Source organism: Actinomyces procaprae, assembly GCF_004798665.1.
GTDB classification, from domain to species: domain Bacteria; phylum Actinomycetota; class Actinomycetes; order Actinomycetales; family Actinomycetaceae; genus Actinomyces; species Actinomyces procaprae.
The window spans coordinates 503,880-516,065 of the sequence record NZ_CP039292.1 but is presented as its reverse complement, the minus strand read 5'-3'; the positions used below and the strand labels follow the sequence as shown (position 1 = coordinate 516,065).

Here is a 12,186-nt window from a genome sequence, read left to right as displayed (position 1 = left end):
CACCGAGGCTATGGCGCGGCGGCTCCCGGCGGCCAGACGCCCGGATGCGGCTTTTGCACGATCACGGCATTAGCCCCGGCGACGACGTCGAAGCCCGCCCTGGTCACGATGCGGCGGGCTGGTGACAGCGGAGGGCGCGAGCCGGCGGGCCACCGCAGGCCACGAGCACAGCCGGCGCGGGCGCGGTTGTGCTAACGCCTGAATTAGGCTGATGTCAGGTCGACGCCCCATCCCGCAGCGGCGCCGCGGTCATTCATCCCGGGAGGCAGCCGTGTCCAGTCCCATCGCCGCAATTGACACCGATGTGCTCACCACCGTCAACCTCATCCGCACTGGCCATGCGATTACCCGGCAGCAGCTGGCACGCTCCACCGGGATGGGCCGCAACACCATCTCCGCCCTGATCAACACCGCGATCGCTGCCGGGCTGATCGCACCGAACGGCTCAGCACCGTCCACCGGGGGCCGCGCCCCGGCCACCTGGCGATTCCGGCAGGAGTCCGGGCTGGTGCTGACCGTGGGAGTACACACCTCGACTCTGCGCCTGGCGGTGACGGACCTGGCCGGGCACCCGCTCGAGCACCGTACCCTGAACTGGCCCATCACCCGCGGCCCTGAGGCCACGCTGGCGCGCGCCGCCGCGGAGTTGCAGGAGATGGCGCGCGGGCACGAGCCACCCGCGTGGGCGGCCGGCGTCTCGCTCCCCGGCCCGATCGATCAGGACACCGGTCGGCCATCGAGTCCCCCAATCATGCCGGGCTGGGACAATTACGACGTCGTCGGCGCCCTTGAGGCGGCCCTGAACGTACCGGTGAGTACGGGCAATGACGTCAACATCATGCTGTTGGGCTACGCCTCGGCACTCCCCGACCAGGCCAGCCGGGAGCCCGGCAATATCCTCTACCTGCAGGTGGGAACCGGCATCGGGGTGGGGATCATGTCAAACGGGCACCTGCACCTGGGGGCCGCGGGGGCCGCCGGCGACATCGGGCACGTCCAGGTGTCCGGGGTGGACTCGGTGATCTGCCGCTGTGGGCGCACCGGCTGCCTGGAGGCGGTGGCGGGGGGCTGGGCGCTTCTGCGTGACGCCCGCCGGGCCGCAGTCGAGGGGCTGAGCCCGCATTTGAAGGAATGCCTGGATCAACGCGGCGAGCTGACGATTGAGGACATCGTCGTCGGCGTGAATGCCGGCGACACCGAGTGCGTCACCTTGATGGTGCGCTCCGCGACCGCCGTCGGGGACGCCCTGGCCATGCTCGTCAGCTTCTTCAACCCCGGACGGGTAGTGCTGGCCGGGCCGATGCCGCAGGGGTGCCCCATGTTCCTGGACGTAATCAGGCGCATCGTGGATGAGCGCGCGCTGTCCCTGGCCACCACGGACCTGGAGATCCTGCCCGCCGCCAGCGGACTGGACGACGAGCTGCGCGGCTGCGCCCTGCTGGCCGTCGACTCGGTGTTCACCGCCGCCACCGCCTGACCCCGCCTGACCCCGCACCCGTCCCGCCCCTTCTCTCACCGAGATCGGTAGATCTTACGTACCGAGGTCGGTAGAAGTTACATGCCGAGGTCGGTTGATCTTACGTACCGAGGTCGGTAGAAGTTACATGCCGAGGTCGGTTGTAATGCCGCAGCCGCACCGCCGGCAGCCACGCCCCTGCACGAAGGAGTTCCCATGATCCGCATCATCGCCACATTCACCGTCCGTCCCGACGCCGTCGCAGAGTTCACCGCCGCGGCGCGTCAGCTGGTGGAGGCCTCGCGCGCTGAGTCCGGCAACATCTCCTACGAACTGCTGCGCGCCCGCGACGACGCCGCGACCCTCACCTTCCTGGAGGCATGGGCCGACGACGACGCCATTGAGACGCACAACGCCTCGGCGCACTTCACAACGATCATTCCCCAGCTGCTCGCCCTGTCCACCGGCGCTCCGGCGATCGTCCAATACGAGCCGACCTGATCTCCATCGCCCCGGGAAACGCGGCTGTTCCGGCTTGAGGGCGTGACGGTTCCGGCTGCCTCATTCTCCGCTGATCAGTGCCTGGAGCATCTGCTGGTGGCGGGTCAACTGCTCGACGTCGGGAATCGGGTCCCCGGGGATGATGAAGCGCTGCCCCTCGTACTCACTGCACAGGTAGCCGTCGTAGTCGAGCTGCTTCAGGCGAGCGACAACGGCCGGGTAGTCGATGGAGGCCTCCTGGTAGCCGCCGACGCCGTCGGGAACCATTTCCCAGAACTTGGCGTGGAAGGACTTGATCCACGGCAGGTACTCGTCCAAGGTGTCCAGGGACGTGTTCTCATAGCCGGAGGCGTTGGTCGCGTACACCTCATCCACCGGCGACTTGAACAGGCGCGTGAGCTCCTCGGGGAACTCGTAGACGTCCCGGTTCCCCTCCTTAGTAGCGCGCGGGAAGGCTCGGCGACCGTCGGATCCGGAGGCGTAGATGTCGGCGATGTACGCAACCACATCTTCGCTGACCCCTTGTACACGGAAGTAGTTCGTAGCGATTTCGGGGTAGCGGTGGCAGTAGATGCCGAAGTCGACCACGAGTCCGACGTGCGGGTTGTCCAGATCCCGCATCTGCCCGATCCAGGCGGCGGTGAGGGGGTGGTCGAAGCTCATACCTGCGTGTACCTCGACCGCCATGGTGATGCCCAGCTTCTCCGCCAGCGGCAGCGCGGGCGGTACCACGGCCGGGTCGGTTCGGGAGACCAGGCGCACGAGCGGGAAGCCGAGTCGCTTCGCCAGCCGCAGATCCGCCTGAAGGGAGGCCACCTGCTCCTCCAGGGTCAGCCACCGATTTCTGAACAGGGAGGAATTGATGAAGATGTCGTTGGCAACGCGCTCCAGCGGGTGTCGCTCCATGATCGCGTTGAACTCATCGATAGCGGCATCGCCGGCATTCTGGGCGCCTTTGAGCATCTGGTCGCTGAGAAACTCAATGCCCTGGGCGCCCATGTTCTCAACCAGACTGACGCACCCCTCCAGCCCGAGGCCACCCCGGCCGTAGGCGTCCTGGAGCGCGTACAGCGTCACTCCGCGTTTGAGTGCCATGTTTCCGTCCTTTCTTCTGCATGTGGGAAGTAAGGCGGTCGGGGCCGGGCGCGCGGAACTGCGAGCGCGGACGACCGCACAGTTCCGGGGGAATAGCCCTTTCAACCCCGGTACCCGGGAGTCTGCGTCGGCTCCCGGCCAGCCCGGTCGTCACCGGTCCGGGGCGGGATCACCCCGACGCCGTCGACGCCGAACGCCCACTACGCTACGGTCCGCGCCGCTTCCGGGCCAGGCAACGGAGACCGGCTTTCGCACGATCAGCCAGAAAGTGAGGACGGCCGTCGCAAGGGTCACGACGATTCTGGTGATGACGGCCCGGAACGCCGGTGGCGATGCACGCGGCCGCCCACCGCCTCGGCGTAAACAAGTAGGTGGTAGCGATGTCCTGAAGATAGCCGTTCAACGCACGGGTCCGCACCTGCGCGCCGGCTGCGCGCAAGGCAGGGAAGCCCGGAGTGAGCACATTGTTGACTACATCGGCGAGTGGGCTGGTGCGCATTGACGGTGTCAGCTGCGAGCCGGAAAAGAGGTCTTGCAGCCCGATGCCTGGAGTTGCCAGTTCATCGGTCTTCTCCGCCCAGGTCATGGTGCGCTGACGTATACGGATGAATCGGCTCGCGCCGGTGTGCCTTTACCGAGCCAGCGGTAGGCACAGCCGAACCGGTGAGGATGAAACGCCCAGGCTGGTTCGAGAAGTCGACCGCCCGGCGAGCAAGGTTCCAGACCTGCGGGACGGTCTGCCACTCATCGAGCAGCCGTGGCGTCTCGCCCTCGAGCAATATGCGCGGGTCGACGTCGGCGGCGGCCTGCGCCTCGGGGACGTCGAGCAGAACGTACGATCCGGCGTGATGCAGGCCGGTCATGGTCTTTCCGCATCCCCGCGGCCCCTACAACGCAACGGTCCCGACGGACTCGAGGGCTTTGCTGACCGCCGCATCCACGGCGCGCGGGAGGTCGGCAATACCCACTTCCTGTGCCGTATCCATGCCCACAGCATGGCTGAAGGTAGGGATCCGCAGACTCCGAAGGTAGGGATTTGCAGGACCCTTCCGCCCAGGACGTGCAGTTGCGCACCGCCCCGACCTGGCGATTCCGGCACGCCCGCGGGAGGATAGCGGGAACCGGTCAAGGAGGATCCCGCCATGTCAGCTCCAAGCGTCCAGCTCTACACCGTCCGCGACGCCCTCACCGCAGACCTGGAGGGCGCCCTCGCCCGTATCGCCGAGATCGGCTACACCCGCGTCGAGGCCTTCGCCTTCGTCGAGCAGGCGGAGCGGCTGCGCGGTGCCCTGGACGCCGCCGGGCTCGCCGCCCCGACCGCGCACGCCTCAGTCATCGAGGCCGAGGACCCCGAGCCGACCCTCGCGGCGGCGCAGGAGATCGGCGTCGAGCTGCTCATCGACCCGTACCTGCCGCCAGACCGCTGGCGGACCGCCGATGACGTCGCCCGACTGGCGGAGAAGACAAATGCGGTGGCAGCCCTTGCCGCACAGGCCGGGATAACACTCGGTTACCACAACCACGCCTGGGAGACGTCCACGCTGATCAACGACCGGCACGCGCTTGAGGTGTTCGCCGACGCCCTCGAGCCGGGTGTGGCCCTGGAAGTGGACGCGTTCTGGGCCGCGTTCGGCGGCGCGGACGCACCGGCGCTGCTGCGGCGCCTGGGCGACCGGGTCAGGGCGATCCACGTCAAGGACGGCGTCCTGCCCTCCACTCCCCCGCGACTTCCCGACGGCAGCGAGGCAATCACCGCCGTCATGGCGCAGTACACGGCCCAGCAGCGGCCGGCCGGCAGCGGCGAGGTCGACGTCGCCGCGTCGCTGCGTGCGGCGCCGCGGGCACTGCGCGTGGTCGAGTTCGATGACTATGCGGGCGACGTCTTCGAGGGCATCGCGGCCTCATTGGCCTGGCTGCGCGAGCACGACGCCTAGGTCCGGTTGTCCGAGTGCTTGGGCGGCGGTGCGCGGTCGGGTGCCCGTGTGCGTGGCCGGTCGGGCCTGGTTGGACCGCTGTCCCCCCGTTGGACCCCTGTGCCCCCGTTGGACCGCCGTAGCCGCCGGTTACAGCGGTCCAACGGGAAGTGAGCGGTCCAACGGGGCGTGAGCGGTCCAACGGGGCGGCGCAAGGCCCACTCGCCCCGCCGACCGCCGGCGACCAGGCCACCTCCCACATCACCAGTACCGACCCACAACCGCAAACGAACAACACGACATGACCTAAGAGCGCACAGCACCGACCTTCTGCACCTTGCGCGCAGAAGGCGGGCCCCTGGCTCTGTCCGTACCCCGCCCGAGATCGGTAGCTTCGCATTCGTCGGGGGGCTCCGGTCGTGCGCCGCCGCGTCAGCCTCCGGACGACCATACGTTTGCAAAGGAGCTTCGCCATGCCGCGTCCCATCAACCTGTTCACCGGCCAGTGGGTGGATCTGCCCTTCGAGGAGGTGTGCACCCTGGCGGAGCAGTGGGGCTTCGACGGCCTGGAGGTCCCCGTGGCCGGCGACCACCTGGACGTCTACCGCGCCGCCGAGGATGACGCCTACTGCCAGCAGTGGAAGGACACGCTGGCCCGCCACAACCTGAGCGTGTACGCCATCTCCAACCACTCCACCGGCCAGTGCATCTGCGACGACCCCATCGACTTCCGCCACCGCGGCCTGCTGTCCGATCGTGTCTGGGGCGACGGCGATGCGGAGGGTGTGCGCGAGCGCGCTGCCGAGGAGCTGAGGCTCACCGCCAAGGTGGCCGCCAAGCTCGGCGCCAAGGTCGTGACCGGCTTCACCGGCTCCAAGATCTGGAAGTACGTGGCCATGTACCCGCCGGTGGGAGCCGACGTGATCGCCGACGGTTATGAGGACTTCGCCCGCCGCTGGAACCCCATCATCGACGTCTTCGACTCCGAGGGAGTCAAGTTCGCCCTTGAGGTCCACCCCAGCGAGATCGCCTACGACTACTGGACCACCAAGGCCACCCTGGACGCCATCGACAACCGTGAGGCCTTCGGCATCAACTGGGACCCCTCCCACATGATCTGGCAGCAGATCGACCCGGCCGTCTTCCTCACCGACTTCGCCGACCGCATCTACCACGTCCACTGCAAGGACACCAAGACCCACTTCGACGGGCGCAACGGCCGGCTGTCCAGCCACCTGCCCTGGGACGACCCGCGCCGTGGCTGGACTTTCGTCTCCGCCGGCCTGGGCGAGGCCGACCTGGACGGCTACTTCCGCACACTGAACCAGATCGGCTACGAGGGCCCCATCTCGATCGAATGGGAGGACTCCGGCATGGACCGCCTCCACGGCGCCCCGATGGCCCTGAAGTTCGCGCGCGAGCACGTCTATGACCTGCCCGACGCCGCCTTCGACTCCCACTTCGACAACCGCTGATCCGGGGAGAGCATCGGCACGCACCCGACGACGCCGCGCCCCACAATCTCCGGCAGGAGGCTGTGGGGCGCGTCGTGGTATCTCGGCAGCACTTCCCATGGCCAGGCGCGGCACCGTATGTCGCCCTGGGATCGTGGATGCTTCCCCCGACGACGACGCTGCGCCCGCGTCCGCCCCGGTCACCTCGGCCCGGCGTCGCAGCACAGAGGCGCTGCGCGGTCTGCGCTTCGGCGCCCTGGTCATCGCAGTGATCACCGGCGTCTGGGCCTGGCAGCAGGCCGGCCACTACTACCACGTGCTCGCGGGAGGGTTATTCATGGGGGTGTGGGGGATTGTCGACACGCGCGTGTGGCGGGTGGGGGTTAGGACGGCCTGCTCCTGAGAGGCTTTGGGTGTCGTAGTCCAAGCTTCTCGGAAAACAGGCCGCAACACCTCGATCAACCGCATCCGCTATGTCGCCGAGAGAGCCGTCGCCAACCTCAAGACCTGGCGCACCCTGCACACCGGCTACAGAGGACCCATACAAACCTTCCCAACAACCGTCACCGCCATACTCGCACTCACCTTCACATACACCCCATGAATAACCCTCCAGCAACCACCAAACCGTGGTGGTCGGCCTCGGCTAGGAACTCACCGCGATCGGCCGATGACAACGCCACCACGAAGTGCCCCCTACTCCGCCGTCAGCTGTCATCCTTAACTCATGTGTCCCTCCCACGGCTCCACCTCCCACGACGCAGCACCGTCCTCAGGCGCTCGATCCGCCGATTACGGCACCCGCCCCGCCCCGGAGGTCCCGCCCCCTCCGCCGTCGTCCATGCGTGAAGCCGCCACCGAGACCCGGAGCACCTTCGAGGTCCTATGCGGTCTGCGCGCAGGAGGAGCGATCACCGCCGTCGTGGCCGGAGCCCGGGCCATGAGCCAGGCATCACGCAACCCCGGCATGCTGGAGGCCGCGGCCGACGTGCTCATCCTCGGTCTCGCCCTACTGATGCCCGTGGCCATACTGGTCTGGGTGTGCTATACGCGCCTGGTCGGCGTACGCCCCCGTCATCACCGCACCCGGGTCGTCACTCTGCTCGTGCTGCTCCTGGTCATCGTGCCGGCATTCACTATGACGGTCCTCCTCGGCAGACTGTGGCTGCAACAGTCCGGGGAGATCGGCATGAATTATCCGACGCTGTTCCCACTCACCATCACCGCCGCGGGGCTGGCCCTGACCGTCACCGCCGACGTCCTGCTGCGCCTGACCCGACAGCGGCACCCAGCGGCGCCCCGACCGCTCCAACGCCGCCTGCGCCCCACGCCGACAGCGCTGGCCGCCGCAGTTCTCACGCTGGTCATCGCCGCCTCCACGGTCATCGTCCCGTACCTGTCCTTCCCGGACCGCGCCCGGTCCGTGTGGCTGACCGCCGTGCGCCCGGTGACGGTCCCCGACACGATCGACGACGACGTCGCTTGGCAGCGGGTGTTCGACGAGACCGAGCCCGTCCGAGGCGTCGTGGCGGGAGCGTTCACCCCCATGGTCATCACCGACCACGGCGTTCTCGGACTCGATCCCAACAGCGGCTACACCGATTGGATCCAAACCCGCGCGGCGTCAACCATTGCGATCGGCGACTGCGACGGCGACCAGCGGGAGGCGTCCTGCTACGCGGCCCTCAGCCCGAACCGCGCACACCTGGTCGTCGCCTACGGCGCCGGCCCGACCCGCACCCTGCTCGTGGGCATCGACACCGCCACCGGGCGCATCGCCTTCGAACACATGCACCACCACTCCAATCCTGATTGGTCAGGCACCGAGAACCACCTACAGATCACCGACCACGTGCTCATGGTCGACGACGACGTGTTGTCGCTGACGGATGGTTCCCTCCTGACCACAGTGCCGGAGACACGTCTCCCGGTCTGCGAGGACGACTGGGGCTGCGCGATCTCCGGCTGGGAGCCCGCCTCGTTCTTCCAGGGCGGGCATTCGACCCTCATCCTGGGCACCTACTGCCCGAGCGACCGGGAGGGATGGTGCGAGCTGACCCTCGCGCCCGATGATGACCCCACCGCCATCACCACCGTCGACGGCATCGTCCCCGCCGGACGCCATGGCGGCCCGGTCGTGGTCGACGGGTGGACCGTGCGCTACCACGCCCCCGACACCGTCTACCAGAAGCTCGCGGACCAGAGCCAGGACACCGCCGAGACAACCGTCCACCCCCTGGATGCCGTCAACCTCGACGCCCTATCCGGCGCCACGCCCACATCCGTCGTGCCCCTGGGTGACTTCACGGCACCGGTACAGAACCACGCCGCCAGGACGCTGCGCGTCCAAGCCGGTTCCTCGGCCGACTCCACCGACGCCGTCTTCGATCCCGCTACCGGGCAGGTCAGCGCCGTCCAGGCGCTGACCGAGCGGGCCTCCGGCCGCGGGTACCTCGACATCCTCACCACCAGGCGCTCCGGAAGCACTTCTTCCCCAGACGACGTCGGCTTCGACATCGTCGCCCCGGACGGCGCCACCGCCGTACACCTGGACCGCGACGCTATTGAGGGCCACACCGCGGTCTCCGCGGCCGACCAGCGTTACCTCGACGACGGTTACCTGGTGCCGGCGCCCGGCATCATCGCCCTGGCGTGCTCGCGCTCGGCCACCGCCGAAGACCCGGATGGCTCCGCCCGGGTCTCCTTCGGCTCCGGGAGTTCCGGTAACAGTGAGACCGTCGTCATCGGGCTCAGCAACCGACCCGCGGCGCCCATGGGGCGACCCGCCTGAGGCACTCGTCGTATTCCCGATGCGGGCGATATCCCGGGTACTCAGCCATGGGCGATAAGGCTAGGCGGGCCTCAATCACGACGCTAGCCTCATTACATGACCACAAGTTCAGCAAATGCGAATGAGACTCCGGACTTCGGCTCCCGCTCGGTGGCCCGCGTGGCGACCGTCAAGCCGGCCGACTACGGGCGCCGCCTTGTCAGCCACATGAGCCGCAGGATCGACGGCGAGTGGAATGGGGCCGAGTCCACCGGTCACCTGGTCTTCAACCGCGACGGGGCCGTGACCGGCGTGGCGGACCTGGCCTGCGAGGACGACGCACTCGTCCTGACCCTGTCGGCTTCCGCGCAGGAGCTGCCGCGCCTGGAGGAGGTCGCCGGTCGGCACCTGGCGCGCTTCGGCTACGAGGACGGCTTAGTCGTCTCCTGGACGCGCCAGGACGGTTCCGCCGGTACCACGCAGGGCCCGCTGACCAAGGAGGACCTGGACCGCCTGCGCGCAGAGTACGAGGAGCACGCAGCGCGCGAGGGCGAGTCCGACGCCGCCGAGGACTTCCCGGACCTGCGGGGCTGACAAAGCTACCGATACACGCAATCCTGTCCCCCGTCGGACGTCCGTGCTGGGCCGGCCGTCCAATCGGATGCCGGCCCTGTACGGACAGACATCAGCACTACGTAACCGCACAGCATAAGAAGGTCCACCATGCCCGACGCCATCACTCCCATTTACACCATCGAAGCCCTGGCCTCCGGTGACGGCCGCAACGGTCACGTCGCCTCCTCCACCGGCCGCATCGACACCGACCTGGCCGTGCCGAAGGAGATGGGCGGCTCCGGCGCGAACCTGCCCAACCCGGAGGAGCTGTTCGCCGCCGGTTACGCCGCCTGCTTCCACTCCGCCCTGCAGGGTGTGGCCCGCATGCAGAAGGCTGAACTGGGTGACTCCAGTGTCGGCGCCCGGGTATCCATCGGCTCCAACGGCGAGGGCGGTTTCGGCCTGGCCGTCGAGTTGGAGGTTGTCATTCCCGCGCAGCCGCATGATGCGGCGCAGGCGCTGGCAGAGGCCGCTCACCAGATGTGCCCCTACTCCAATGCCACCCGCGGCAACATCCCGGTGACCATCACCGTCTCCGACGACTGAGACCGCCGCACGCTCAACCATCGGGACCGATTGCAAGATCCGCGAGATTCCGCGGAAAACTCGATCACGCTAGCAGCGTCGATGTGCTCCTGCGTGCGCCGAGCTCCTCGGCGCACGCAGGAGCACATCCACATTTTCGTCCGAAATACGAGAACGTTGAAATGACGGGCGAAAAGCCTCTTCGCTCGGAGCAGGTCATGCTCGTAAGCGTGCGGCGGGGGCACGCACGTCGGCCGGGAGCAGCGCCGCTGAGTCCGCTGCTGCACTCCTATGTGTGCGGCGGGGCCCGCATGCCAGCCTGGAACAGTGCCGCTGCCTCTGCCCGCGCTCATGTAAACGCGCGGGGCCTCACTCGCCAACGATGATGCGTCCGGCGGGGTCCTGGACCCGCAGCATGAGCAGCAGGCCGACGGCGAGCACCGTCACGATCCCGAGAATGCCCCAGTAGCCGGCACCGGCGCCTACCATGTGCGTGCCCACCCAAATGGATGCTCCGTACATCATGGGCGCCATGAATGACACGGCCCGCCCGGTCGTGGCGTACAGGCCGAAGATCTCGCCCTCACGCCCCTGCGGTGCCAGCCGGGCCAGATAGGAGCGGGCCGCGGACTGGGCGGGCCCCACACAACCGGACAGCACCAGGCCCAGTATCCAGAAGACTCGTGCGCCCGCCGTGTGCAGGACGAACACGAGTAGGCCGGCCACTACCAGCACCGTCAGCGCGCCCAGGATGACTCGGCGGGGGCCGAGCAGGTCGTCCAGCCGTCCGGCGGCAATGGTGGCGACGCCGGCAACCACGTTGGCGGCAACGGCGAAGACGATCACCTCGCCGGAGGTGAAGCCGAAGGTGTTCTGGGCGATGATCCCGCCGTAGGTGAACACCCCGGCCAGCCCGTCGCGGAATACCGCCGCCGCCAGCAGGAACCACAGCACCTCCGGATGGGTGCGATACAGTCCCACGAGCGTGCGCCACAGGTGCTTGTAGGAGGCGGCCAGGGGCTCGTGGCGCATGATCCGCGCCGGCGCCTCAACCGGATCCACGGGCTCGCTCTCCAACCCGGCCAGGGCGCGGTCGTCCCCACCGGCGGCGGCCTCGATCGCGGCCCACCGCCGCCAGGCGTGCTTGCCGGACTGGGTGACCAGCACGGGGATCGCGCACAGACCGAACCAGCCGGCGGACACCAGCATGGAAACACGGATATCCATGCGGTTCTCGTCCGTCACCCCGAACCAGCCGACCTCCGGGTTGATGAAGCCGACGTACAGGATCAGCAGCAGCACGATGCCGCCGAGGTAGCCCATGCCCCAGCCGAGCCCGGACACGGCGCCCACCCGGTCCTTGGTGGCCAGGCGGGACAGCAGCCCGTTGTAGTTGACGGATGCCAGTTCGAAGAACACATTGCCGATCCCGAGCAGCGTGATTCCCAGCCACAGGTAGCCGGGCTCGGGCAGCACGAAGTACAGAGCCGCGCTGACAGCGACCACGATCGCCGTGTACACCCCCAGCCAAAACACGGTGCTGCCGGCACGGTCGGCGCGCTGCCCGGTGACCGGGGCGAGCAGGGCAATGCATGCCCCCGCGAGGGCAAGCCCCACCGAGAGGGCCGACTCCGTTGGCGGCGGGATCGCCGAACGCTGAACTGGTGAGGTAGACCGAGAAGACGAAGGTGGTGATCACCGCGTTGAAGGCCGCCGAGCCCCAGTCCCACAACCCCCAGGCGAGGACCGGCCAGGTCAGCAGCTTGCCGCGCGTCGGCGCGGCGCGGTCACCGTCCGCCGCCCCGGCCGGGGTGAACTCGGCATCCCGTCCCGGAATATGTGGCCTCATGGCCTAGA

The 12,186-nt window shown here is 68.2% G+C and carries 11 protein-coding genes and 1 pseudogene; 8 read left to right on the top strand and 4 right to left on the bottom strand.

The window, feature by feature from the left end; genetic code table 11:
- Positions 1-271 precede the first annotated feature (271 nt).
- Together E4J16_RS02005 and E4J16_RS02000 are read left to right on the top strand one after the other, a co-directional pair.
- The gene (locus E4J16_RS02005; RefSeq protein ID WP_168708189.1) at positions 272-1,477 is read left to right on the top strand and encodes an ROK family protein; all 1,206 of its coding nucleotides are present in this window, start codon (positions 272-274) and stop codon (positions 1,475-1,477) included.
- A gap of 195 nt (positions 1,478-1,672) precedes the next feature.
- On the top strand, positions 1,673-1,957 hold the full coding sequence (locus E4J16_RS02000; RefSeq protein WP_136313105.1) for a putative quinol monooxygenase: 285 nt from the start codon (positions 1,673-1,675) through the stop codon (positions 1,955-1,957).
- A 60-nt stretch (positions 1,958-2,017) separates the two neighbouring features.
- Here E4J16_RS02000 and E4J16_RS01995 read toward each other — a convergent pair whose 3' ends face one another.
- From E4J16_RS01995 to E4J16_RS01985, 3 genes are all read right to left on the bottom strand, one after another.
- Complete coding sequence (locus E4J16_RS01995; protein WP_136313104.1) at positions 2,018-3,052, bottom strand: sugar phosphate isomerase/epimerase family protein; 1,035 nt, start codon at positions 3,050-3,052, stop codon at positions 2,018-2,020.
- Positions 3,053-3,257: 205 nt separating this feature from the next.
- Positions 3,258-3,638, bottom strand: coding sequence for a hypothetical protein (locus E4J16_RS01990; RefSeq protein ID WP_136313103.1), 381 nt, complete (start codon positions 3,636-3,638; stop codon positions 3,258-3,260).
- A complete protein-coding gene (locus E4J16_RS01985) occupies positions 3,613-3,915 on the bottom strand; it encodes a hypothetical protein (protein ID WP_136313102.1) in 303 nt (100 codons plus the stop codon). Before E4J16_RS01985 ends, E4J16_RS01990 begins: the two co-directional genes overlap by 26 nt.
- A gap of 279 nt (positions 3,916-4,194) precedes the next feature.
- On the opposite strand from E4J16_RS01985, the gene E4J16_RS01980 reads away from it, so the two are divergent.
- The 6 genes from E4J16_RS01980 to E4J16_RS01955 all read left to right on the top strand — a co-directional run bounded on the left by E4J16_RS01980 (position 4,195) and on the right by E4J16_RS01955 (position 10,350).
- Positions 4,195-4,986: a sugar phosphate isomerase/epimerase family protein gene (locus E4J16_RS01980; protein ID WP_136313101.1), complete on the top strand. Its 792-nt coding sequence runs from the start codon at positions 4,195-4,197 to the stop codon at positions 4,984-4,986.
- Between the two features lie 452 nt (positions 4,987-5,438).
- The gene (locus E4J16_RS01975) at positions 5,439-6,440 is read left to right on the top strand and encodes a sugar phosphate isomerase/epimerase family protein (protein WP_136194242.1); all 1,002 of its coding nucleotides are present in this window, start codon (positions 5,439-5,441) and stop codon (positions 6,438-6,440) included.
- 133 nt (positions 6,441-6,573) lie between these two features.
- On the top strand, positions 6,574-6,822 hold the full coding sequence (locus E4J16_RS01970) for a hypothetical protein (protein ID WP_136313100.1): 249 nt from the start codon (positions 6,574-6,576) through the stop codon (positions 6,820-6,822).
- A gap of 324 nt (positions 6,823-7,146) precedes the next feature.
- Entirely contained in the window at positions 7,147-9,210 is a 2,064-nt protein-coding gene (locus E4J16_RS01965; RefSeq protein ID WP_136313099.1) for a hypothetical protein, read from the top strand.
- 96 nt (positions 9,211-9,306) lie between these two features.
- Positions 9,307-9,783, top strand: coding sequence for a DUF2218 domain-containing protein (locus tag E4J16_RS01960; protein WP_136194239.1), 477 nt, complete (start codon positions 9,307-9,309; stop codon positions 9,781-9,783).
- Positions 9,784-9,912: 129 nt separating this feature from the next.
- Positions 9,913-10,350: an organic hydroperoxide resistance protein gene (locus tag E4J16_RS01955; RefSeq protein WP_204519916.1), complete on the top strand. Its 438-nt coding sequence runs from the start codon at positions 9,913-9,915 to the stop codon at positions 10,348-10,350.
- A 348-nt stretch (positions 10,351-10,698) separates the two neighbouring features.
- Here the strand turns inward: E4J16_RS01955 and E4J16_RS01950 are convergent.
- Positions 10,699-12,178, bottom strand: a pseudogene (locus E4J16_RS01950) (MFS transporter).
- Between the last annotated feature and the right edge of the window lie 8 nt (positions 12,179-12,186).